This window comes from Anaerofustis butyriciformans, from assembly GCF_036289385.1.
Taxonomy (GTDB): domain Bacteria; phylum Bacillota; class Clostridia; order Eubacteriales; family Anaerofustaceae; genus Anaerofustis; species Anaerofustis butyriciformans.
Window position 1 is genome coordinate 71425 of sequence record NZ_JAYFFH010000006.1, and the last position, 25344, is coordinate 96768.

Here is a 25344-nt window from a genome sequence, read left to right on the forward strand (position 1 = left end):
AACAAAAAGATAAACAACTTCCCCTTTACTAAACAAAAATTATATTATATACTTTATAAAGATTATTATTAAGGAGAAAAAAATGAAAATAGGATTAGTAGGACTACCAAATGTAGGTAAAAGTACATTATTCAATGCACTTACAAAAGCAAATGCAGGAGCAGAAAACTATCCTTTTTGCACAATAGAACCAAATGTAGGAGTTGTTAATGTTCCTGATGAAAGAATAGATAATTTAAGTAAACTTTATGACACATTAAAAACTGTATATGCAACAGTTGAATTCGTGGATATTGCCGGACTTGTAAAAAATGCCGGAAAAGGCGAAGGACTTGGAAACCAATTTTTATCAAATATCAGAAACGTACATGCAATACTTCAAGTAGTAAGATGTTTTGATGACGGCAACATTACTCATGTAGACGGAAGCATAGATCCTGTAAGAGATGCAGAAACAATCAACTACGAACTAATCTTTTCTGACCTTGAGCTAATTGATAAAAGAATTGCGACAGTACAAAAAGCAGCAAAAAGCGGAAGAAAAGAAGAAAAATTCATGCTTGCAACTCTTGATAAAGCAAAAAAGCTTTTAGAAGAAGGAAAATTTATTAATTTAGATGATTTTGACGAAAATGAAAGCGAATATTTAAAAAGCCAAGATTTACTTACAACAAAACCTATTATGTATGCGGCAAACGTAAGTGAAGATGATTTACTTGAAGATAATGATTATGTAAAAGCATTAAAAGAATATGTAAAAGAAGTAAATCCAAATATAGAAGTAATAAAAGTTTGTGCAAAAATCGAAGCAGAACTTAGCGAGCTTGAAGATGATGAAAAAAACATGTTCCTTGAAGAACTTGGAATTAAAGAATCAGGACTTGACCAAATCATAAAAGAAGGATATAAACTTCTTGATTTAATAACATTCTTAACAGCAGGGAAACAAGAAGTAAAAGGATGGCAAATTAAAAAAGGTACAAAAGCACCGGGCGCAGCAGGAAAAATCCACTCAGATTTTGAAAGAGGATTCATTAGAGCTGAAGTAACAAAATATGATAAACTTATGGAAGCAGGAAGCGATGTTAAAGCAAAAGAACTTGCTTACACAAGAATCGAAGGAAAAGATTATGTTGTTGAAGACGGCGATGTAATATTCTTTAGATTCAACGTTTAAAAAGAATTAAATAAGAACCTTATCGGTTCTTTTTTTATATTTATATTTGAAATAATAAAACAAAATAATATACTATATATATCTACATAAAAAGGAGAAAAAATATGAAAACAACTTTGGTTGGAATTAACAGCGCATATACGCATACAAATCTTGCAATATATTATTTATTCAATAACTCTATACCAAAAGGTATGGATGCTAATATAAAACAGTACAACATAAACATGCCAAAAGAAAATGTTTTGGATGACTTATTCTCTCAAAAAAGCGATATTTATATTTTCTCCTGCTATATATGGAATATAGAATATATTTTACACATTGCCTCTTCCCTAAAAAAAATTACAGATGCAATAATCATATTCGGTGGAAGTGAAGTAAGTTTTAATGCAAAAGATTATTTTGACAAATATGATTTCATAGACTATATTGTTGCCGGAGAAGGAGAAGAAATAACTTTAAAGCTGTTAAGCAAATTACAAAAAAACGAAGAAGTAAACATTCAAAACGTATTTGATAAAAATTCAAAATATTATACATATATAAAGCAACATATAAATTTTAATGATGTAATATTCCCATATAAAAATGTGGATATGAAAGAATTTGACAATAAAATAATTTATTATGAAAGTCAAAGAGGATGTCCTTACAACTGCAGTTACTGTCTTTCTGAGCTCGATAAAAGGCTAAGATTTCGTGATGTAGAAAAAGTAAAAGAAGAAATAATGTTTTTTATAAACAACGATATACCTTTAGTTAAATTTATCGACAGAACTTTTAATGCTGACAATAAAAGAGCTAAGGAAATAATTAGATTTATTTTAGACAATAGTAAACACACTAAATTCCATTTTGAAGTATGTGCAAATTTACTTGATGATGAAATAATAGAACTTTTCCAAAGTGCACCAAACGATATGTTTCAGTTAGAGGTAGGACTACAATCCATAAATGAAAATACAATAAAAGAAATCAACAGAACAACAAACACAGAAAAAATAGGTCAAAACGTAACAAAACTTTTAAAAAACGACAATGTCCATATTCACCTTGACTTAATTTCAGGACTTCCTTATGAAGATATTGAATCATTCAAAAAAAGTTTTAATTATGCGTATAATTTAAAACCTCATATGTTACAACTGGGATTTTTAAAAGTTCTTCACGGAACAATGATGGAAAAATCAAAAGATAAATATGATTTAAAATATAATAACTTTACACCTTACGAAATATTATCAAATAAATGGATGGATTATAGTGATCTTTCAAAATTGAAAGATATAGAGTTTTTAGTTGATAAATACTATAATTCAAATAACTTTTATAATACTCTTGAATATTTTGTAGATAAAATCGCTAAAACACCATATGATTTTTTTGAAAAATTATCAATATACTTTTCAAAAAATGAACTATATAAAAGAAGTCTTTCAAAAGAAGACTTATATGAACATTTATATTATTTCTTAAAACCTTTTGATGATGATTTGGCTAAAAATTTAGTAAGCTTCGACTATTTATCTTATATGAAAATCAGAAAACCAAATAAAGATTTTATAGAAGATATTGAAACAGTAAATAAAGAAAAGATATTTGAAATTATTAAAAAAGAAGAATTTAAAAATAAATACTTAAAAGAATATTCAACCCTATCAACAAAAGAAATATATAAGAAAATTAATATATTAAAATTCTTCATAAATCCAGTAACAAAAGGAAAAAAAGAAACTTATATTTTATTTAAAAACATAAAAGAAGATAAAGTTAGAATGGGATATAAATTTTATATAATATAAAAGATGACATAAAATGTCATCTTTTTAATTTATATCATTTAAATATTCCACTACATCATTTGGAACTTCAAAACACATTACACAATCTACTGATTTAAATTTGACAATATTATCACCATCAGAAACCAAAATATTTATTTTGTATTTTTTATTGGTTAAGACATAATTATAAGAAAAATGATTTTTTTCGTTTTCTTTTCCCTTATACATTGCATCATTTTCGTAAACTTTCCAATCGTCAATATCAAGTTTATCTATAAATTCTATTACATCTTTTTTATCAGATAATGTTTGTATATTATCATTTGTCTTAATATCAATTACATCAATATTTTTTATGCTATAAAGAACTTCTTTATAATCAATTATATTTGTATTTGGCGAATCAACATTAAAGGAATAAAAAAGAATAATTCCAAACACCAAAACAAATAACAAAATAATTATTTTTTTCATATCTTTCCCTCTATCAATGTATATTTAAATAATATCATAATATTAATTTTTTCAATAGTCTTTATTTCTTTTTTGCTTTAATATGATATAATTTTTTATAATGAGGTAAGAAATGAGCGATAAAATAAGAGGAAAAATAGACAGGATAATTTATCATAATCCCGATAATTTATATACAATAGCAGATGTTGATTGTAACGGTATACTTGTAACCATCGTAGGTTATTTTGAAAATATAAAGACAGGACTTGATATTGAAGCAAGCGGAGAATATACAAACCATATTAAATACGGAGAACAATTTAAAGTCGAAAGTATAGAAATCATAATACCAACTGATACAGACTCAATATATAATTATCTTGCAAGTGGAATGTTAAATGGAATCGGACCTAAAAAAGCAAAAGATATCGTAGAACATTTTGGTGAAGAAACCATGGATATATTGGAAAATGACCCTATTCGATTATGCGAAGTAAAAGGAATCGGAAAGAAAACAGCATTAATTGTAGGAATAGAGTATAAAAATCAGTCAAATATGCGTGATGTAATAATGAAGCTTGCAAAATACAATATAAAACCAAACTATGCAAGAAAGCTTTATAGTGAGTACAAATCAGATACTTTAGCTATAATACAAACAAATCCGTATGCACTTATTGACGATGTTTACGGAATAGGTTTTAAAAGAGCAGATCAAATAGCAATGAGTGTAGGAATAGAACTTGAAAGCCCTTACAGAGTTATAAGCGGAATAAAATATGTTTTAAACAATTGTTATCAAGATGGGAATACATATATTTTAAAAGATGATTTAGAAGAAAAAACAGCCAGAATGCTCGGAGTGGATAAAGATATAGTAGATCACCATTTAAAAACACTATTTCTCGATGACAGTGTAATAATGGAAACAGTAGATAACGAAGAAAGATGTTTTATAAAGCAGCTTTATGAAAGTGAATGCGAATGTGCAAAAAACCTTATGTACATAAACAGCTTTGAAGATATAAATAAACAAGAAATTGACTTTGATAGATTAATCGAAGGATATGAAAAAAACAATAAAATTAAATTAGATAAAAACCAGATTGAAGCTGTAAAAACTTCTATAACTTCAAAAATTTCAATCATTACAGGTGGACCCGGAACAGGAAAAACAACAATAATTAATGCTATTATTTATATACTTGGAAGTATTGGAAAAAAATATACTTTAACTGCCCCAACTGGAAGAGCAGCAAAAAGAATGAGTGAATCCACCAAAAGCGAAGCAAAAACAATACATAGACTTCTTGAATATGAATACACACCACAGGAAGAACATTTTTTATCCTTTGGTAAAAACGAAGATAATCAAATAGACAGTGATTATATAATAATCGATGAAATGAGCATGGTTGACATAACGGTTTTTGATGCTTTCTTAAAAGCAGTAAAACCCAAGACATCTTTGCTTTTTGTGGGAGATATAGACCAGCTTCCATCAGTAGGCGCCGGAAACGTACTTGCAGATTTGATAAACTGCGATATATTCCCTGTAATAAAATTAAACACAATTTATAGACAAGATAAAGAAAGTCTTATCGTAACCAATGCACATAGAATAAACAAAGGACAGCTTCCTGTATTAAACAAAGAAGCAAAAGATTTTTATTTTATTAATACAATATCTCAAGAAAAAATTAAAAGAAATATATTAAATATAATCTATAACTATAAAAACACACCTTTGAAAAATTATGATTTGTTAAAAGATTTTCAAATCATATCCCCTCTAAAAAAGGGACTTGCAGGAGTTAACGAACTTAATAAATCCGTCCAACAATTATTAAATCCGGAACATAAAGAAAAAAACGAATTAAATTTTGGACTTACCCTTTTTAGAGAAAATGACAGAGTAATGCAGATAAAAAACAATTACCAAATGAAATGGACAGATATTAACACTCTTAAAAAAGGTGAAGGTGTCTTTAACGGAGATATGGGAATAATCAAAAAAATAGATAAAGAGAAACAAACTCTTGAAATAGTATTTGATGAAGAAAAGAGAGTAACATATCAAAAAGATCAAATAGATGAACTAACACTATCTTATGCTATAACGGTACACAAAAGCCAAGGAAGTGAATTTAAAGCGGTAATAATTCCTATTTTCGGAGGATACAGCGGATTTTTAAACAGAAATTTACTTTATACGGCAATTACAAGAGCAAAAGAAATGGTGATATTAATCGGAGAAGTAAATGCACTTAAAAGCATGATTAAAAGTGCTTATAAAAATAAAAGAAAAACAATGTTAAAAGAAAGACTCAACGAATATTTATAAAAGGAATTTTAAATGGATATTTTAAATATTTTAAAAGAATCTTATAATAGATTTTTTTATCCTAAAACACCAAAATGCAGCGTATGCAATAGAATATTTATAAACAAAAATAAAATATTCTGTGATAAATGTAATAATAAAATCGAATGGATAAAAGGAAAAAGATGTGAAATTTGTTCGAGAGAACTCTCCCCTATTTCATATTCTAATTTATGTAAAAGCTGTGAAGAAGAAGACAATTATTTTACACAAGGCTTTTCAATATGGAATTATGATAAATATTCAAAAAGAATAATAAAAAAAATTAAATATGGAGGATGCGAGGGACTTTGTTTGGAACTTGGAAATCTATTATATGAAGAAACAGATGAAGTGGATTTTTTATATGAAATAGACTTTATTATTCCAACTCCATCAGACAAAGAACGATTTAAACAAAGAGGATATAATCAAGCAAAACTTATTGCAAAAGGCTTTTCAGAAAGTTCAAATATTCCAATGAAATCAAATATTGTAGTTAAATCAAAAGCAACAAAAGATCAAATTGGTTTAAATGAAAAACAAAGAAAAGAAAATTTAAAAGGAGCTTTTGAAGTAACAAACAAAGATGAAATAAAAGATAAAAACATATTAATAATTGATGATGTTTTAACAACTTCATCTACAATAAACGAGATAAGTAAAGTACTAAAAGAAAACAAAGCAAAAAACGTTTATTTTCTAACCATTTGTTCCAAAAAAAATATCAATTAAAACAATTAAAAAGTAGAAAATTTATGAAAACGTGTTATAATGTTAATATACTAATAAAAGAAACAATAAAAAAGTTTTTTTATCCAAACAATACAAAATGTTGTGTTTGCGGTAAAATACTATTAAAAGAATACAATATATATTGCATAGACTGTAATGATAAATTAGAGTGGATTAAAGATAACAACAGATGCGAAAAATGCTCTAAAAAAATATATGAAAAAGGACTTTGTAGTAATTGCAAAAACGAAAATTATTCTTTTAAAAAAGGATATAGTTTATGGAATTACGGAAAATATTCAAAAAAAATAATAAGTAAAATTAAGAACGAAAAACATAAAGGTTTGTGCATTAGTCTTGGTAATATTTTATATGAAAAAACCAAGCACTTAGATTTTTTAAAAGAAGTAGATTTGATACTACCTGTGCCAATCCACACATCAAAATTAAAAAAACGTGGTTTTAATCAAGCTTATCTTATTGCAAAAGGCTTTAAAGACAATACAGATAAAGAGTTAAGGGACGATATAATTATAAAAACATTATCTACAAAAGAACAAAAAAATCTAAGTAAAACCAAGCGCAAAACAAATTTATGGGGTGCTTTTAAAATAAAAAAAGAAAATGAAATAAAAAACAAGAAAATTCTAATAGTTGATGACGTTTTTACAACAGGAAGCACCATAAATTTGTTAAGTGAAATATTATTATCAGCAGGTGCAAAAGAAGTTTATTTTTTAACTCTTGCAACCACTGAAAGCATTAATTAAAGAAACGAGGTAAAGATCATGAGAACTGACATTAAATTTAAAAATTATAATGGTGATTATGCTTTAATTGAAAAAGAAGCGGAAAAGAAGCTTGACAGATTAAGCAAATATTTCCCTAAAGATCCTAAAGCAAGCATTATGATTAGCGAAGTAAGAGGCCTTGTTACAACTGAAATCACACTTACAGTTGATTCAACATTTTTAAGAGTTGAAGTATCAGACAGAGACGTTAGAAACGGAATTGATAAAGCCATTGAAAAACTTGAAGCTCAAATAAAGAAAAACAAAGATAAACTTAAAAAGAAATTAACGGACTCAATAAGATATGAAGAAGAAGAGGAAGAAATCGAACAAGATAATTCAAAGATCGTTAGAAGCAAAAAATTTGCAATAAAACCTATGCTTCCAGAAGAAGCAGCATTGCAAATGGAATTACTTGATCATGTATTTTTTGTATTCCTAAATGCAACAACTGATTCCGTTAATGTAATATATAAAAGAAAAGACGGTCAATATGGCTTAATAGAGCCTGAATTTTAGACTAAATTGTTAAAAACTATTGAATTTTCATTAAAAAAAATGTTAAAATGTAGTGTCTACGGTTTTACCCTTAGACACTACTATAATATTGTATGAAATATAAACGTTTTATAAATATTTTTTTAAGAAAAAACTTTAGCTTTTACAGTTAAGAAAGGAATTAATTATGTTTTTACTTGAAATCGCGATTATATCCATAATAGTGGGACTGATAAGGAAAGGTAGTGTAAAAAACTTTTTTGTTGGAGGACTTAGAGGTTGGTACATTTTTTTAGTATCAATAATTTTATTCATGTCACAAAAAGTTTTGGCATTGGCTGGAGTTACAGCTTTAAATGATTATGCTTTTTGGATAACAATAGCAGCATACATACTTTTATTTATCGGGCTATTCTTGAATCTAGAAGGAATATGGGTTTATGCACTTTTAATTGGGGCATTAATGAACTTTGTAATTATAGTTTTAAACGGAGGTTTAATGCCTGTAAGTGAATCAGCATTAAATATTGCCCTAGGAGATGTCGCAGCAACGTACACTGCAAATTTTGCCGCAACAATGTCCGTTGCAACTGATTCAACAATTTTTCTATGGAAATATTTAGGTGCAATTATTCCGTTACCATTACCTTCAATTTTTGCGGAAGTATTAACACCTGGAACAATTATCATGGCAATTTCGTCATTTGGTTTCATTCAAAGTATTATGACAACAGAATATATGGATGAAGACGAATATGAACAATACATGAAAGAGTTAAGCAGTGAAGACAAAAAAGATGTTCCATTGCTTGATGAAGAGAAAGAAGAAAAATATGATGAAAAATCAGCAGATAATGAAATAGATTATACATCTATGGATAATGATGATATATTTGATAATGAATCTAATGATAATAACTTTGAAGATACTACAGAAAACGTAAGTTTAGATGAAGAATTAGAAGAATTATCAAATGAAGAACCGGAAGAAGAAACTGATTATTTTGCAGACTTCGATTTAGAAGATTTAAGAGATGATGAAGAAGAAAATGATGAAGATGATTTATCAGAAATTGAAGAAGAAGGCGCAAAATTAGAAGACGAAGATTTATTAAAAGAACTTGAAGACGAGTTTAATGCTGGTGAAGAAGAATTATTTGCTGAAGATGACTCTTTAGATTCTCTTATAGATGATGCATTATCAGAAGATGAACTTGATAATGAACAAGAAGAAGAACCTGAAGAAGTTGAAGAAGTAACCGAAGAAATTGAAGTTGATGATGATGAAAATGATTTAGATATTCCTCTTGAAGCCGCAGCATTGGCAGCTGGAGCAGCATTGGCAGCAAATGAAGATACAAATGACAATAAAGATTCTGACCTTGAAGACTTATTAACAGAAGCCTTAGGCGATGATGAAGAAGATGAAGAAATTCAAGAATTATTAAATGAACTTAGAAGTCTTTCAGAAGATGATACTACAGCTGAAGATGACATTAAACAAAACGAAGAATCGTTAGATATCGCAGAAGATGAAAACGAAGAAGAAAATAATGAAGAAATTGATTATGATTTCTTTAAAGACGAAGATGAAAATGATAATGAAATAGAAGAAGTAACAAATGAAGATCTTTCTCAAACTGTTGAATACGAAGAAGATGAAGAACAAAAAGACATGTTAAGCGATGAAGATGAGGAAGTATCTACAGAAGAACCTATCGTTGCATCAAGAAATAATATTCAAGATGCAAAAGACTTCTTAAATAAAGTAGGAAAACAAAAACAAGAAAAAACAGCTGATCCGGTAAATCCAATGCCTGATGTAGATGTAGACAGTCCATTCATAATAACAGATGGAAGAATAGTTGAAAATCCTTATTATAAATTTAAAAAAGGAACAACTACAAGAAGAGAAGAAGCAGTGTCTTCACCTCAAATAGATGATAACGGAATTTACGTTATGAGTTCTGGAGAATTAGCAAAAGTAAAAGGCGGAAAAGTTCAACCTAAAATTCCACCAAAAGACGAAACAAAAACACAAGTAAAAAAGACTAATATCCCAAACATGACTTATACTCCTGGCTTTGATAAAGAAGAAGAAAAACCACAAAAAGAACAATATACTCCTATAACAACAAAGCTGGAAAAAGACGAAGAAAGAAAATCTTCAAAGATTCCTACTAATGATTATTCTTCAAGAATACCTATGGATAATCCTTACGATAATAAACAAGAAAAACAAACAAGACCAAAAAGACAATATAGAAGATACGCTCCAACATCAGAACAATTGGAAAGAGAACCTAATATGACAATCATAAATGACTCTTCAACAGGAAGAACAATAAAAAGAGACTCAAGATATCCAAGAGAAGAAGTTCTTCCAACATATAAAGACTCAGTCATTGATGAAAATGGAAAAGAAGTTCCAAATCCATATGAAAAAGTAGAAATGAAAATTGGAGATGTGGAAATAAAATTTTGGAAAAAAGATAATCAATAAAAAATAGCCACGGTATTCCCGTGGTTATTTTTATAAGGAGAAGAAAATGCGATTTTATAAAAACGAACTTCTTATAGGAAAAGAAAACGTCGAAATGTTAAAGAGCAAAAACGTTCTTTTAATTGGATGCGGAGGCGTTGGAGGTTACTGCGCAGAAGCCTTAATAAGAAGTGGTATATATAATATAACAATAGTTGATAACGATGAAGTAGATATAACGAATTTAAACAGGCAAATTATAGCTTTAGAATCTACAATAGGTAAATATAAAGTTGATGTACTAAAACAGCGTATAATGGATATAAACCCCAATGCAAACGTAATTAAATTAAAGACTTTTATTAATAAAGAAAATATTCCTCAAATTGTAAACAATGAATTTGATTATGTTATTGATGCAATTGATTCAATGACAAGTAAGATTGATTTAATAGAATATTGTTATAAAAATAATATTAAAATTATCTCTTCAATGGGAATGGGAAACAGACTTTCCCCTGAAAATATTGTAATTACAGATATTTTTAAAACTGAGTATTGCCCAATGGCTAAAATAATAAGAAAAGAACTAAGGAAAAGAAATATAAAAAAACTTACAGTATGCTATTCAAAAAATGAAGTTAATAAAAAATATCAAACGCCATCAAGTATGATGTTTGCACCAAGTGTTTGCGGTATAACAATGGCTTATAAAGTTATAAATGATTTTATTAATGATAATAATGCGGAGGAATAAAAATGGCAATTGAATTTAAAAATGACTGGCAGGATTTATTAAAAGACGAATTTCAAAAAGACTATTATAAAGAAATAAGAAAAAAACTTGTTTATGAGTACAAACATTATAAAATTTATCCTGATATGTTTGACATATTCAATGCTCTTCACTATACATCATATGAAGATACAAAAATATGTATTATAGGACAAGATCCATACCATGGAGTAGGACAAGCACATGGACTATCTTTTTCCGTAAGAAAAGGTGTAGCCCCTCCCCCTTCCCTACTTAACATATTTAAAGAACTTGAAGATGATCTTGGGATAAAACGCCCAACAACAGGATGCCTAGAACCATGGGCAAAACAAGGTGTTCTTCTTTTAAATTCAGTATTAACAGTACGAGCAAATCATGCAGCAAGCCACAGAAATCTAGGCTGGGAAGAATTTACAGATAAAATAATATCTTTACTAAACGAAAGAGAAAAACCTCTTGTATTTATTCTTTGGGGCAATTTTGCAATTTCCAAAAAGAAACTTATAACAAATCCTAATCATTTAATACTAACAAGCCCTCATCCAAGTCCTTTATCTGCTTCAAGAGGATTTTTCGGAAGCCATCCTTTTTCAAAAGCAAATAAATTTCTTATGGAACATGGTCAAACACCTATAGATTTTTCATTAGAATAACAAAAAAGCCTTTACAAATTAATTTATTAGAAGTATATTATACTAAGACTAATTTTTAGGGAGATAAAAATGGTAAAAGGTATAAAAGAAATTTTCAGTTGGGGATTAACAATATTAATTGCAATTATTCTTGCACTTGTAATAAGAACATTTATATTTGAACCTGTAATGGTTAAACAAACAAGCATGTATCCAACGTTAAACGATTCGGATAAAGTTATTGCAAGCAAGATTTCTTATATTATTTCTGATCCTCAGTTCCAAGATATAGCAGTAGTAAAAATTGATGAAAACAATGATTATGTAAAAAGAGTTATAGGACTTCCGGGAGATACTGTTGAAATTAAAAATTCTAAAGTTTATGTTAACGGAGAACAAATATATGAACCTTACATTTCAGAAGATTTGGTTTATGACGATTATCCTCTAACAACAGTACCTGAAGGAAAATATTTTGTCCTTGGAGATAATAGACCAAACTCAAAGGACAGCAGGTCTGCAGAAATAGGTTTTATTCCAAGAGAAAATTTTAAATCGAAAATAGTATTTAGAATTTTACCTTTCTCGGACTTTGGAAAGGTTGAATAAAAAAAAGAGCTTTTATTAAGCTCTTTTTTATTTTATTGTCATATCTTCCCCAGGATTTGTAAAGAAATCTGTTGGTGGAAGTTCTCTTTCATATTTTTTAAATACTCTAAATGTATTATATAACCAATTACCTTTATCAAGATTTTTATCTGGCAAATGAACAATTATTACCCTTCTTGGATTAAGTCTGTTTATTATTTCTCTTCCTGATTTTAAAGCAATATAAGGGAAAGGCGCAATTAAAACATCAACCTCTTTTTCAAAAATCCCTGCTTCTTTAAAATTCTCAACAACAGGTGCACTATCCCCAAGATGCATAAAAGTCTTTCCACCAAATTCAAAATAATAAGCAAAGTTTTCTACATCTTCATAATTTTTACCGTCATGAGGTAAAGAAATAACTTCAAATGATACATTCTTGATACTTGCTAAAATTGATTTGAAAAAAGGAATTTCAAATTCGTGCACTTGAGAAACAATAATAGGATCAAAATTTGCACTTTCCTTTAATCTTTCCATAACAGTACAAGTACAAATAAGTTGTGTTAATCTGTTATTTTTTAAAATCTCACATACACAAGAAGCATCAAAATGTTCAATATGATGATGAGTAAAAACTAAAATATCTATTTTATCATATGGAGCAACTCCATCTATAATTTTTTGCATTGTTTCTTTTTTAACGCTAAAATAAGGTGGTACAGGTTTAATATGAACTCCATCCATTAAAATCTTTTTACCTTTATTTTCAAACAATACTCCCGCGTTAGCTATATATTCTATGGTTACATTTTTCTTATTAAATGCCATTAATACACTCCTAATTATTTATTCAATAATTGTATTATACATTGTTTTTTGTTCATTCTCAAGTTAATATAATTTGTTTTTAATAATAAACAAATTTTAATCTAATATATTTGTATTATTATTTAATAAAATATGAATATATATTATAATTAAAATATATTTTTAATTTAAAGAGGAACAATATGAAGTTAGATGAAAATAAAATTGAAATGCTACGAGATGCCACAGGAAGAGATTATGGTTTTTGTGAAAAAGCTCTAATACGTTCAAGAAATAATTATGAAAAAGCTCTAGAATATATTATGAATTATGATGAAAGATATATAATAAGATTATATAAGCATATTGTATCAATAAGTTTTGGAGAAAAAAGTTATAGATTCAAAATAAACTATATGAATGAAAATATTATGGATATCCCATTATTACTACCTATCTTAATTTGTATTATTGTTCCCATACCATCAATTTTTATAGGGCTTTTCTTGGTATTTATAATGATAACAAATTCATCAATTACAATGGATGTTGTCAATATTGAAGATGTTGTAATACCTTACAGACGAAATAAAACAAAAAAGAAAGTAAATAAAAATATAAAAAACGTAAATACATACGTTAATCATACAAAAATTTCAAAAGATGAAGAAGGATTTAATATTATTGACATAATGTAATCAGGAGGGAAAAATGAACGAAATATTACTTATAGAAGACGAATTAAAAATTGCACGTTTCTTACAATTAGAACTAACACATGAAGGATATAGTTTAACAATAGCCACAGAAGGAAGAGACGGGCTTATTAAAGCTATGGACGATAAATTCGACCTAATCATACTTGATTTAATGCTTCCTAATTTAAGTGGAATAGAAATTTGCAGAAGACTTAGATCTAATAACATTCAAACTCCTATAATAATGCTTACGGCAAAATCAGATGTTTCTGACAAGGTAATGGGGCTTGATATAGGTGCAGACGATTATATGACTAAACCTTTTGCAATAGAAGAACTTCTTGCAAGAATAAGAAAAATTTTATCAAGATCAAAAAGAGAAAATGAAAAAAAGGAAAAAGAAGCAATCATTAAAGCCGGTAAAATTGTTTTAAACAAGAACACTTATTCAGCACACTTTGACAATGAAGAAATATCCCTTACAAAAAAAGAATTTGAACTTTTAGAATATCTTATGATAAATAAAAATATAGTGCTAACAAGAGAACAAATCGTTAGTAATGTTTGGGGCTATGATTATGAATCAGAAACAAATGTTACAGATGTTTATATTAGATATTTAAGAAGCAAAATTGACCAAAAATACAATACTCACTATATTAGAACAGTAAGAGGAATAGGCTACCAATTTAAAGATGACGATGAAGAATAGTAAAAAAGAAAAAACAAGAAGAAAAAACAGTCAAAGTATTAAACAAAAAACAGCTCTATGGTATACATACTTATACTTGGTAATTGCCTTAGTAGCTGTTATTGTGCTGTCTATCAGCCTTTTGCAAGCAACATATAAAGAAGCATATACGGAAAGCAGCAAAATTAATAATACTATTACAACAATTCTAAAGAACGGAAGATTTGAAGACAAAAATTACATTGTAGCCAATATTGAAAAAATAGAAAAAAAATACGACCAATCAATACTTTCTATCATTAATACAAATGGAGACTATTATTTATTAGAAAAAAATGATGATATAGAAACATATATTAAAGATTTAAAAAATAATTATTTATTTGAAGTATGGCCAAGGATATCATTATTAAATAAAGGGTATTTAGTTAGTTCAAGAGATATTAAAACAGATAATGGAATATACAAACTTCTTATTTTTTATTCTGCAGCTCCATTTATAGAAAGATTCACGACTATTATCCCTCCTGTTACCATAGTACTTTGTTTTGGAGCTTTAATTATATTAATACTTGGAAGAATGAAACTTGGAAAAACGCTGGCTCCAATAAACCAAATGAATAGAACAACAAGAAAAATAACCGCAGAAAATCTAGATTTAAGACTTGATGTATCAGGAGCAGAATATGAACTTAAAGAACTCGCAAAAACAACAAACGAAATGATTGATTCTTTCCAAGAAGCATATGAAAAGCAAGAAAGATTTGTTTCGGATGTTTCTCATGAACTAAGAACTCCTATTTCCGTTATTTCAGGATATGGTAACATGTTAAAACGCTGGGGCAAAAAAGACGAAGAAATATTAGACGAAAGCGTTGATTCTATTATTTTTGAAGCAGAAAATATGAAAAATCTTGTTAACAGATTATTGTTTTTGGCAAAATATGATAAAAAGAAAATAAATTATAATTTTGATAAAATCAATTTAACAGATTGTGTCAACTTAATTATAAAAGATTTTACTGTAACACATCCTGATATTACATTCATAAATAATATTGAAGGAAATATATATATTAATGCTGATGAATTTAGAATAATTGAAGTGATAAGAATAATAATAGATAATGCAATAAAATATTCAAATAATAATGTTACATTAAAAATCAATTTACAAAGTAAAGATAATAATGCTATACTATCTATTAAGGATAATGGAATGGGCATAAAAGAAGAAGATTTAAAAAATATTTTTGACAGATTTTATAGAACTGATAAATCCAGAAATAAAGAAACAGGCGGAATGGGACTTGGACTTAGTATTGCAAAATCCATTATTCTAGATCATAAAGGTAAGATACGAGTTAGGACTAAAGAAAATGTCGGTAGTGAATTTATAATAACATTACCTTTATTAGAAGAATAAAAAGGAGACATAATATGATAAACATGAAACAATGGCTTGAAACAAGAAGCAAGGAAATATCAAGCCAAGTTGTTGAAATTAATCAAAAAGAACTTACAGATGAAGGCATCAGCGGCTTTGGCATGAAATTAAAAGTTAACGAAATCATAAAGAATCTAGAAGCAGGACTCTTCCCTACCATATATGAAAAAGATTTGGATAATAATGAATTTATAAACATATATGTTAGAAAAAGATTAAATACTGCAGCAATGGAGCTTAACAGCATAATAAGAGAAGTATACATAAATATGTGTGATCTTGATAATAAAAATAAAAATTGCACAAAATGTAAAGAAAAAGCTGATGAAGCAACTATCAAATTCATGGAAAGCATTCCACGAGTAAGAGAGTATTTATCAACTGATATAGTAGCAGCCTACAACGGAGATCCCGCTGCAATGAGTATAGAAGAAATCCTTTTAAGCTATCCTTACCTTGAAGCAATTACAATACAAAGACTAGCACATGAACTTTTTAATTTAAAAGTTCCTTTAATTCCAAGAATAATGACAGAATATGCACATACAAAAACAGGAATTGATATTCATCCCGGTGCAAAAATAGGAAAATATTTCTTTATAGACCATGCAACAGGAGTTGTTATAGGTGAAACTTGTGTTATAGGAAATAATGTAAAACTTTATCAAGGAGTTACCCTTGGAGCGAAAAGCTTTGAACTTGACGAAAATGGAAATCCTGTAAAAGGAGTTAAACGTCATCCAAATATTGAAGATAATGTTATTATATATGCCGGAGCAACTATCCTTGGAGGAAGTACAACAGTTGGCGAAGGCTCTATAATCGGAGGTAATGTTTGGTTAACAACAAGTGTTCCTAAAAATTCAAGAGTATATAATAATACACCAGATAATTTAATAGAAGTTGCAAAATAAGACTTGTATATAATACAAGTCTTTTTTCTTAAAAAATCATAAAATTATCTTTTTTGGAAAAAATAAAATAGAAAATTTCTAAAAAGGAGTGAAAGTAATGAATAAGCTATTTTTATTATTAGTTATCATTGGTGCTATAAACTGGGGACTTATCGGCTTTTTCCAATTTGATTTGGTTGGAGCATTATTTGGTGGTCAATCATCAATAGTAAGCAGAATAATCTTTGCTTTAGTTGGAATAAGCGGATTATATTCTCTAAGTTTCTTTAATAAAGTAGATAATAACATGGACTAATTATTTATATCTAAAGCTGACATAACGTCAGCTTTTATTTTACATAAATATTGACAAAAAAATAAATCCTATTTAATATTATATATAAATAAATTAAGGACGTGAAAAAATGCCAAGACCTACAAAATGTAAACATGTTTGCAAAATGCCTATATCAAATACTTTTATATCAAAAAACAATAATGACGAAACAACAACTCTAACAGTAGAAGAGTATGAAGTAATAAGGCTCATGGATAACGAAAATTTTTCACAAGAACAATGTGCAAAATGGATGAATGTTTCAAGAGCAACTATTCAAATATTATATACAAATGCCAGAAAAAAAATTGCCAACTTTTTAACAAAAGGTGGAAAACTAATTATTGATGGCGGTAATTATAAAATATGTGATTGTAACAGCAAAGAATGCAACTGTACAAATTGTAACTGCCATAAAAAATAAAAGAGCATATAAAATGCTCTTTTTAAGCTTCCCAAGATAATTTTTTTCCTGCTAATAAATGGAAATGTAAGTGATGAACACTTTGTCCTCCATCTTCACCACAGTTATTTATAATTCTAAATCCTTTTTCATCAAAGCCTTGATCTTTCGCAATTTTTTTACATACTGCAAAAATATGATTAATTATCTTATCATCCTCATCAACATCTAAAATAGATGAATAATGTTTTTTAGGAACTACTAAGGCATGAAAAGGCGCAATAGGTTCAATATCTTTAAATACATATACAAGTTCATCTTCATAAACTTTAGTTGAAGGAATTTCACCTGCTATTATTTTACAAAAAAGACAATCACTCATTTTATTACCTCCTGTTTTATCAACTATATATTATATTTATATGTAAAATAACACATATCAAAATAATGACACATGGTTTATACATACATTAAAATTTTATTTAAACATCTCAGAAATAAATTCCTCATTCAAAGTTCCATTCTCATTTCTTTCTTCAAGCAAATAGTCATCTTTCATTGTTTTATAAGGAATAGAATACACACCATCCCCACAATATTCACTACTAGTTATAATTAATCTTCTTATTGATGCAAATTTAAAATGAAGACCAGATTCATTATTCCAAAATTCACCTGCAACTTTATAGTTACCAGGCAAAAGTCTTAAGTTTGGTAATATAAATCTATATACATGCCTACCAATTGAAGAATCTACAATATTATTTTCATTTTGTTTGCTGGTTGCAAAAACAACTCTATCTTCAATATCTCTAATAGAAAAACAAGCTATTAAATTATTTTCAATAGGCTTTTTCACCTCATATTCTACTTCAATGATAAAAGATGCCCCATAGTTAAATTTTATTTTATTTTTTAATTCAGAATTTATATCAAGAAATCTAGTTTTAATTAACTGTAATATATCTTTTTTTTCAAAAATTGCATCTTCTTTTTCTTGACTTTCACGTTCTTGTATTCTTTTTATAGTTCTTACCTCTTTTAAATAATCCTCATAAAGCTTAGTAACCATATCAGTATCACCTTTAGCCATAAGTTCACCATCTTTTATCCACATAGCTTTTGTACAAAATCCTCGAATAGTAAATAAACTATGACTTACAAAAAGAATTGTTTTACCAGCTTTTCTAAACTCTTCAATCTTTGATAAGCATTTTAACTTAAATGTTTCATCTCCTACAGCAAGAACTTCATCAACAATTAATATATCAGGCTCAACATTTACACTTATTGCAAACCCAAGCCTTGATTTCATCCCTGAAGAATAAGTTCTTACAGGTTGATATAAATGATCTCCAATATCTGCAAAGTCAATAATAGCAGGAACTCGTTTTTCCATTTCTTCTGCAGGTATACCAATAGTTGTAGCCTTCAAAAAAATATTTTCGTATCCTGTAAGTTCTTTGTCAAAACCAGAAGTAAGTTCTAATAAAGCAGAAATTCTCCCTTTAACTTCAATAGAACCTTCAGTTGGAGTTGATACCCCTGTAATCATTTTTAATAAAGTTGATTTACCAGAACCATTAACTCCAAGAATCCCAATAGTTTCACCTTTAGGAAACTTAACATTAATATCTTTTAAAGCATAAAATTCTCCATACTTAACTTTGCTTGAAAAAGCATTAACAACTCTATGCCAAGCTTTTTTATATATTTTATACATCTTTGTAACATTATTAACACTAACAGCAACATCCTCGTCAGGGATATTATCAGGCCAATCTTCAAGCATTGTTGCTTTCATTTCATCTGTAATTTCTATATTGACATCAACTGAATTTCTTGTAAATTTTTTTGCCATAATACCCTCCTATAATACATCCGAAAACTCATTATGGAGTTTTTTATAAAGATATGCAGTTAACAATGTAAATAATAAAGTAAATACTATCATATATATAGTATATGCAGGCCTTTCAAAAAACCATATTTTATTTAAAAATGTATCTCTATATCCTTGTATAAAATAATAGAAAGGATTAAGTTTCAAAATTTTAAATAACAAAGACCCTTCTGCCAATTTAGATGGAGCCCAAACAACAGGAGACAACCAGAAAAATATCATTGTAGTTGATTTTACAAGTTGTTCAAAATCTCTACTTATAACTGATAATGTTGATAAAAAAGTACAAAGTACACAACCAAAGAAAAATAAAAATCCTGTATAATATATAATTTGAAAATAATATATATTAGGATAATATCCACAAATAAAAAGTACTATAAATACAAGAACCAATAATATTAAATGTGTAAAAAATAACGACATTACATTAAATATAGGTATTGTTTCTACAGGAAAAACAACTTTTGTAACCAAATAACTATCTCTTCTAATAGAAGAAATTCCTATATGCATAATATCGTTAATAAAAAACCAAGCAATAATACCAGACATTAACCAAAAAATAAAAGGAATATTACCATCCATAGGCTTTCCTCCTCTTATTCCAATTTGAATACCAAACCAATATACAAAAATAAATAATGTTGGTTTAACAAGTGACCATCCAACACCAAGAGCAGAACCGGAATATCTTTTCTTAAGAGTCATTTTAGCCATTGCCAAGGATTTTTTTCTATTCTTAATATTAGATTTACAAATATCAATAAAACTATTAAATGCTTCTTTAATCATTATTTTTTAATTCCTCACGATAAATATTTTTTACCATAATTTATCTAAATATAATACTATAACTACAAAAAAAAGTCAAATAACCGTAATTTTATGCATAAAAAAAAGCCTTATAAAAAGGCTTTTTTTACATATTTATTAACCAAAATATCTTTGAAGTAATCCTTCGAAAGCTTTACCATGTCTAGCTTCATCTCTAGCCATTTCATGAACTGTATCATGAATTGCATCAAGATTTGCTTCTTTAGCTCTCTTAGCAAGGTCAAATTTACCAGCTGTTGCACCATTTTCAGCTTCAACTCTCATTTCAAGATTTTTCTTTGTGCTGTCTGTTACAACTTCACCTAATAATTCTGCAAATTTTGCAGCATGTTCAGCTTCTTCGTAAGCTGCTTTTTCCCAGTAAAGACCAATTTCAGGATATCCTTCTCTGTGAGCAACTCTTGCCATTGCAAGATACATACCTACTTCTGAACATTCTCCTTCAAAGTTTGCTCTTAAATCAGCAATAATATCTTCGCTTACACCTTTAGCAACACCAACAACGTGTTCAGCAGCCCATTCTCTTTCTCCGCTCATTTCATTGAATTTTTCAGCTGGAACGTGGCATTGAGGACATTCTGCTGGTGGATTTTCTCCTTCATGAACATAACCACATACTGTACATACCCATTTTTTCATAATTAATTATCTCCTTTTTATATATATTTTATTTTATTTTTATTTAAATAGTTATTTTAACTATTATAAGCTATTACATCTCAACAACAAGCTTTTGATTATCATCAAATCCATTGTTCTTTTTTATTTCTTTCAAATTTCTTTCTATATCGCTACAATGCTCTTCATCAAAGTAATCAATAATTTCATTTGTTTTTGTATTATAAACATGAATATGAAACTTTGTATTTGCATCGAAACGCATCATATTATTTTCATCATCTCTAACTTTTATTATAACACCATTTTCAACAAATGCATCTAAAATATTGTATACTGTTGCAAGAGAGAATTTGTTCCCCATAGAATTTAAATAATCTTTTACCATGTCAGCACTAGGATGTTCTTTACTTGACATAAGATATTCTAAAACTGCAATTCTATTTGGAGTTGCCTTTAAACCATGACTTCTTATGATTTCTTTTAAATCCATTCTCTTAATATTCTCTCCTTTCTTTTAAATTAGAATGATTATAATTTAATTATATATATAAAACTTAATTTGTCAATACTTTTTTTATTTTTTATAAAATTTTTTATAAATATATTAATTATTAAAATTCTTTTTACATAATAAATCTTTTATTATTTATATTATACAAAATCATTTAATTAAAACTTATAAAGTATGCAAAAAACAGATATTTAACAATATTTAAACATCTGTTTTATAAGTACTTATATAAGATAATTTATTTATACTATTGTTGTAACACCATAAGTAAGCATCATTATAATAAGTCCCGCAGTTAATACTCCTGCAAAAATAGGTAAAATGGCATCTTTTAATCTTATATCTAAAAATGCGGCAACTAATGCTCCTGTCCATGCTCCTGTTCCAGGAAGAGGAATCGCAACAAAAATAAAAAGTCCTAATTTTTGATATTTTCTTACCTTTTCACCTTTTAAATGTGCTTTATTTTCAAGCTTATCAACCATATCATTTAGCTTAGGCATATATTCTCTTATAAAAGCAAAAATTCTTCTTATAAATAATATAATGAAAGGAACCGGTATAAGATTACCTATAACGGCTGCAACATATGCTTCAGGTAAAGAAAGTCCTGATGCAACCCCTATTGGCAACCCTCCTCTAAGCTCAATAATTGGTATCATAGATATAAATAATGTATAAAAAAAACTTCTCAAAATATTCCCACCTAATTAAAATTTATATAATAATAATAATATATTATATAAATAATAATGTCAATTAAATAATGTTGTAGGATTAATAATATCTAAGTTACGTTTTACTTCAAAATGCAAATGATAATCATCTGATATTTCAAATGGAGCGCTTTTACCAACACTTCCTATTACTTCATCTTTTTTCACATTATCACCTTTTTCTACATTCAACTTCTTATTTAAATTTGCATAAATACTACACAAACCATTTCCATGATCTATTTCAACAGTATATCCAAATTTTTCGTCATAATATACTCTATTTACCTTCCCATCTAAAATGCTTTTTACATTTTCATTTTTATATGACTTTAAGTCAATCCCCTTATGATCAGATATATACTCCTGCAAAGTTTTTGAATATACCGGAGTTGTATTATAGCTATAATCCATTATTATCTCTGCACTTTTTACGGGACGAGAAATATTTGATAAATCTATATCATTTGTATTTATTACATCTTTTGTTTCTTCTTTTTCTATTTTATCACCTTTTTGTGTTTCTTCTTTTTTCTCTGATTCTTCTTCATCATTTAACACTTCTTTATTTTCACTATTTTCGTTATTTTCTTTATTTAATTTTTCATTCATAACAGATTTTTCTTCAACTCTATCATCGTTTATATCTGCAACATTCAAATTACTCCTATTAATAATTCCCCCAAACATAACGCCAACAATAAGCAAAACAGAAAAAGCAACACATATCTTTGAAAGTAGTTTTTCTTTTTTCCCCATCTTGATTCTTTTCTTTATTCTTTTTTTCACCTTACAGGGCCTCCTAAATAAATTTCTTTTTTTATATATTTTTTATTATTACCAAAGAAGAACCCTTTAAACATTATTTATACATTCATTTATAAAAATATATTAATATAATTTTATTCAACAATATCTTTTATAATTCAAATACCTCAAATAAGAAAAAGTACTTTTAAAATAAGGTTTTTTGGTGTATAATTCCATAAGAGAATATGGAGGGGTATATATGTTAGAAAAATTAAAATCTATAGAAAACAGATTTAATGAAGTTAATAAAGATATCATTAATCCTGAAATAATGAATAACCATGAGTTATATACACAACTATTAAAAGAACACTCTCATTTGGAACCAATCGTTAATGCATATAAAAAATATGCAAGTGTTATGGAGCAATTAAGCGAAAATAAAGAAATGCTTAACGAAAGCGATGATGATGATTTCAAAGAAATGATTTTGGAAGATATTTCAGATTTAAACAATCAAAAAGACGAACTTGAAAAAGAAATAAAAATATTATTAATTCCCAAAGACCCTAATGATGAAAAGAACGTTATAGTTGAAATTAGAGCAGGGGTTGGAGGAGATGAAGCTGCGCTATTTGCAGGTGATCTTCTTAGAATGTATACAAGATATGCAGAAAGAAAGAATTGGAAAGTTGAAATGCTATCAACTAACGAAATTGGTATTGGTGGATATAAAGAAGCAGTATTTTCAATTCAAGGTAAAGGTGCTTACTCAAGACTTAAATATGAAAGCGGAACACATAGAGTTCAAAGAATACCTGATACTGAATCAAGCGGAAGAATTCACACTTCAGCAATAACAGTTGCAGTTTTACCTGAAGCAGAAGACGTTGAAGTAAACATTGATCAAAATGATTTAAGAATTGACGTTTACCGTTCAAGCGGTAACGGCGGACAAAGTGTAAATACTACTGACTCTGCAGTTAGAATTACACATATTCCATCAGGTATCGTTGTTGCATGTCAAGATGAAAAATCACAACTTAAAAACAAAGATAAGGCTTTAAAAATATTAAAAGCAAGATTATTTGAAATTGAACAAAGAAAGCAACAAGAAGCAATTGCAAGTGACAGAAAAAGCCAAATAGGAAGCGGAGACAGATCTGAAAGAATCAGAACATACAATTTCCCTCAAGGTAGAGTTACAGATCATAGAATAGGATTAACATTATATAAATTAAATGATGTACTTGATGGAGATATAGATGAATTCATCGACAACTTAATTGTTAAAGATCAATCAGAACAAATGGGAATAGAAGAATAAAAAGAGGACTGGTAACAGTCCTCTTTTTTATAGCTTATTTAATGCTGAATTTCTTTTTTCACTTATAATACTATAATAGTTATACATATTTCTTGCGACCTTATCATCCCATGTTGAACTTGAAGCATATCGTTTATTTACATCACTTATGGTTTTACCGTTATATAAAGATGCACCTTCTTTTAAATAGTTATTCGCAAGCCCATTTGCAACATCATCAATACACTCTTCTTTTGATGAATATCCACTTGAGCCATAACCAAACATATTATTGGGTTTAAAGCATATTGTTCCATTTGCACTTTCCATTGAAGCAATGGCTACAAGAAATAAACAGTTAACACCATAATCTTCTTCGGCCTTTACAAAAGCTTCTTCAAGTCCCACAAGATTTTGTTTTGTAATATAACTTAATTCTTTAGCGGTTACACCGCTTGGTTTACTTACATCCATATTGTAAATTTCACTTAAAGAATAACTTTTCAGTTTTTCTTCTTTTTTCACTTTACTTACTGTATATTCACGTAAACTATCTGCAATATTTGCTTCTTTGGCATTAGCAGCAACATTAACAGCTTTTTGTTTTTCAAGTTCAATTGCATTATATTTTATATCATTATATTTATATACACCTATACCAGTCGTTAAAATACAACCACATAATACTATAGCTGTAATTTTTAAAATTTTCTTTTTTTGTTTTTCCTTTGGAATTGCTGTCTTTAATTCTTTTTCAACATGTTCCAGTTCTTCTTTTATCTTTTTTACATCACTTATTATTACATCATTATTATTTTCTACTTCCTTTTTATCCTCATTTTCATGAGAAAATTCTTCGATAGTTTCTTCTATTAGCTTTTCGGCATTTTCAAGGTCTAAAAGTGCACTTTCAAAAGATATGTCTTCACTATCAAAAGAAGCTATATTTTTATTTGTAATTTCATTAACTTCATCTTTAACTTCTTTTTTTTCATCTTTTAAAGTATATTTTATTATACGATGACGCATTAAAAATTCTTTTTCTCTCTTATTCAGCCTCATCGTTTTTTTCACTTTAACTTTTTTATTTTTCATTTATATTTCCTTTATATAATTAGAACTATTTGAAGATATT

General features: G+C 27.7%; 27 protein-coding genes. 17 read left to right on the forward strand and 10 right to left on the reverse strand.

What is annotated here, in order from left to right:
* The first annotated feature begins 82 nt into the window (after positions 1 to 82).
* Positions 83 to 1177, forward strand: coding sequence for a redox-regulated ATPase YchF (gene ychF / locus V2W16_RS08530; protein WP_329384389.1), 1095 nt, complete (start codon positions 83 to 85; stop codon positions 1175 to 1177).
* 104 nt (positions 1178 to 1281) lie between these two features.
* The gene (locus V2W16_RS08535) at positions 1282 to 2982 is read left to right on the forward strand and encodes a B12-binding domain-containing radical SAM protein (protein ID WP_329384392.1); all 1701 of its coding nucleotides are present in this window, start codon (positions 1282 to 1284) and stop codon (positions 2980 to 2982) included.
* 24 nt (positions 2983 to 3006) lie between these two features.
* Here the strand turns inward: V2W16_RS08535 and V2W16_RS08540 are convergent, their stop codons facing one another.
* On the reverse strand, positions 3007 to 3438 hold the full coding sequence (locus V2W16_RS08540) for a hypothetical protein (RefSeq protein WP_329384395.1): 432 nt from the start codon (positions 3436 to 3438) through the stop codon (positions 3007 to 3009).
* A gap of 112 nt (positions 3439 to 3550) precedes the next feature.
* Between V2W16_RS08540 and recD2 the strand changes: the two genes are divergently transcribed.
* The 8 genes from recD2 to lepB all read left to right on the forward strand — a co-directional run bounded on the left by recD2 (position 3551) and on the right by lepB (position 12307).
* A complete protein-coding gene (recD2, locus tag V2W16_RS08545; RefSeq protein WP_329384399.1) occupies positions 3551 to 5764 on the forward strand; it encodes an SF1B family DNA helicase RecD2 in 2214 nt (737 codons plus the stop codon).
* Positions 5765 to 5776: 12 nt separating this feature from the next.
* A complete protein-coding gene (locus V2W16_RS08550; RefSeq protein ID WP_329384402.1) occupies positions 5777 to 6517 on the forward strand; it encodes a ComF family protein in 741 nt (246 codons plus the stop codon).
* Between the two features lie 23 nt (positions 6518 to 6540).
* Positions 6541 to 7287, forward strand: coding sequence for a ComFC family protein (locus V2W16_RS08555; protein ID WP_329384405.1), 747 nt, complete (start codon positions 6541 to 6543; stop codon positions 7285 to 7287).
* 18 nt (positions 7288 to 7305) lie between these two features.
* Positions 7306 to 7827, forward strand: coding sequence for a ribosome hibernation promotion factor (locus V2W16_RS08560; RefSeq protein WP_329384406.1), 522 nt, complete (start codon positions 7306 to 7308; stop codon positions 7825 to 7827).
* Between the two features lie 166 nt (positions 7828 to 7993).
* Positions 7994 to 10309: a DUF5317 domain-containing protein gene (locus V2W16_RS08565; RefSeq protein ID WP_329384409.1), complete on the forward strand. Its 2316-nt coding sequence runs from the start codon at positions 7994 to 7996 to the stop codon at positions 10307 to 10309.
* 46 nt (positions 10310 to 10355) lie between these two features.
* On the forward strand, positions 10356 to 11045 hold the full coding sequence (locus tag V2W16_RS08570) for a tRNA threonylcarbamoyladenosine dehydratase (RefSeq protein ID WP_329384412.1): 690 nt from the start codon (positions 10356 to 10358) through the stop codon (positions 11043 to 11045).
* 2 nt (positions 11046 to 11047) lie between these two features.
* Entirely contained in the window at positions 11048 to 11719 is a 672-nt protein-coding gene (locus V2W16_RS08575) for a uracil-DNA glycosylase (protein WP_329384415.1), read from the forward strand.
* A gap of 69 nt (positions 11720 to 11788) precedes the next feature.
* Positions 11789 to 12307, forward strand: a complete 519-nt coding sequence (lepB, locus tag V2W16_RS08580) for a signal peptidase I (protein WP_138269211.1) — start codon at positions 11789 to 11791, stop codon at positions 12305 to 12307.
* 27 nt (positions 12308 to 12334) lie between these two features.
* On the opposite strand, the gene V2W16_RS08585 is transcribed toward lepB, so the two are convergent.
* Positions 12335 to 13117 carry an MBL fold metallo-hydrolase gene (locus V2W16_RS08585; RefSeq protein ID WP_329384419.1) on the reverse strand — a complete coding sequence of 261 codons (783 nt, stop codon included), beginning with the start codon at positions 13115 to 13117 and terminating at the stop codon, positions 12335 to 12337.
* A 182-nt stretch (positions 13118 to 13299) separates the two neighbouring features.
* Between V2W16_RS08585 and V2W16_RS08590 the strand changes: the two genes are divergently transcribed.
* The 6 genes from V2W16_RS08590 (at position 13300) to V2W16_RS08615 (ending at position 17586) form a co-directional block, all read left to right on the forward strand.
* On the forward strand, positions 13300 to 13794 hold the full coding sequence (locus V2W16_RS08590; protein ID WP_329384422.1) for a UBA domain-containing protein: 495 nt from the start codon (positions 13300 to 13302) through the stop codon (positions 13792 to 13794).
* A 13-nt stretch (positions 13795 to 13807) separates the two neighbouring features.
* Positions 13808 to 14506 (forward strand): response regulator transcription factor, encoded by a 699-nt coding sequence (locus tag V2W16_RS08595; protein WP_329384425.1) that lies wholly within the window; start codon positions 13808 to 13810, stop codon positions 14504 to 14506.
* Positions 14496 to 15911: a sensor histidine kinase gene (locus V2W16_RS08600; protein WP_329384428.1), complete on the forward strand. Its 1416-nt coding sequence runs from the start codon at positions 14496 to 14498 to the stop codon at positions 15909 to 15911. Before V2W16_RS08595 ends, V2W16_RS08600 begins: the two co-directional genes overlap by 11 nt.
* A gap of 14 nt (positions 15912 to 15925) precedes the next feature.
* Positions 15926 to 16846, forward strand: a complete 921-nt coding sequence (gene epsC / locus V2W16_RS08605) for a serine O-acetyltransferase EpsC (protein WP_329384431.1) — start codon at positions 15926 to 15928, stop codon at positions 16844 to 16846.
* Between the two features lie 88 nt (positions 16847 to 16934).
* A complete protein-coding gene (locus V2W16_RS08610) occupies positions 16935 to 17141 on the forward strand; it encodes a DUF378 domain-containing protein (protein WP_329384434.1) in 207 nt (68 codons plus the stop codon).
* A gap of 109 nt (positions 17142 to 17250) precedes the next feature.
* Positions 17251 to 17586, forward strand: coding sequence for a DUF134 domain-containing protein (locus V2W16_RS08615; protein ID WP_329384436.1), 336 nt, complete (start codon positions 17251 to 17253; stop codon positions 17584 to 17586).
* Between the two features lie 22 nt (positions 17587 to 17608).
* On the opposite strand, the gene V2W16_RS08620 is transcribed toward V2W16_RS08615, so the two are convergent.
* The 7 genes from V2W16_RS08620 to V2W16_RS08650 all read right to left on the reverse strand — a co-directional run bounded on the left by V2W16_RS08620 (position 17609) and on the right by V2W16_RS08650 (position 22942).
* Positions 17609 to 17947: a histidine triad nucleotide-binding protein gene (locus tag V2W16_RS08620; protein ID WP_329384438.1), complete on the reverse strand. Its 339-nt coding sequence runs from the start codon at positions 17945 to 17947 to the stop codon at positions 17609 to 17611.
* 96 nt (positions 17948 to 18043) lie between these two features.
* Complete coding sequence (locus V2W16_RS08625; protein WP_329384441.1) at positions 18044 to 19426, reverse strand: ABC transporter ATP-binding protein; 1383 nt, start codon at positions 19424 to 19426, stop codon at positions 18044 to 18046.
* Positions 19427 to 19435: 9 nt separating this feature from the next.
* A complete protein-coding gene (locus V2W16_RS08630) occupies positions 19436 to 20263 on the reverse strand; it encodes an ABC transporter permease (protein ID WP_329384446.1) in 828 nt (275 codons plus the stop codon).
* Between the two features lie 138 nt (positions 20264 to 20401).
* Positions 20402 to 20944 (reverse strand): NADH peroxidase, encoded by a 543-nt coding sequence (locus V2W16_RS08635; protein ID WP_329384449.1) that lies wholly within the window; start codon positions 20942 to 20944, stop codon positions 20402 to 20404.
* Between the two features lie 73 nt (positions 20945 to 21017).
* Positions 21018 to 21416, reverse strand: a complete 399-nt coding sequence (locus V2W16_RS08640) for a Fur family transcriptional regulator (protein WP_329384452.1) — start codon at positions 21414 to 21416, stop codon at positions 21018 to 21020.
* Positions 21417 to 21679: 263 nt separating this feature from the next.
* Positions 21680 to 22132: a COG2426 family protein gene (locus V2W16_RS08645; RefSeq protein ID WP_329384455.1), complete on the reverse strand. Its 453-nt coding sequence runs from the start codon at positions 22130 to 22132 to the stop codon at positions 21680 to 21682.
* A gap of 60 nt (positions 22133 to 22192) precedes the next feature.
* A complete protein-coding gene (locus V2W16_RS08650) occupies positions 22193 to 22942 on the reverse strand; it encodes a M23 family metallopeptidase (protein WP_329384459.1) in 750 nt (249 codons plus the stop codon).
* 220 nt (positions 22943 to 23162) lie between these two features.
* On the opposite strand from V2W16_RS08650, the gene prfA reads away from it, so the two are divergent.
* A complete protein-coding gene (gene prfA, locus V2W16_RS08655) occupies positions 23163 to 24230 on the forward strand; it encodes a peptide chain release factor 1 (RefSeq protein WP_329384462.1) in 1068 nt (355 codons plus the stop codon).
* A 27-nt stretch (positions 24231 to 24257) separates the two neighbouring features.
* Here the strand turns inward: prfA and V2W16_RS08660 are convergent, their stop codons facing one another.
* Complete coding sequence (locus V2W16_RS08660; protein ID WP_329384465.1) at positions 24258 to 25304, reverse strand: glucosaminidase domain-containing protein; 1047 nt, start codon at positions 25302 to 25304, stop codon at positions 24258 to 24260.
* Positions 25305 to 25344 lie beyond the last annotated feature (40 nt).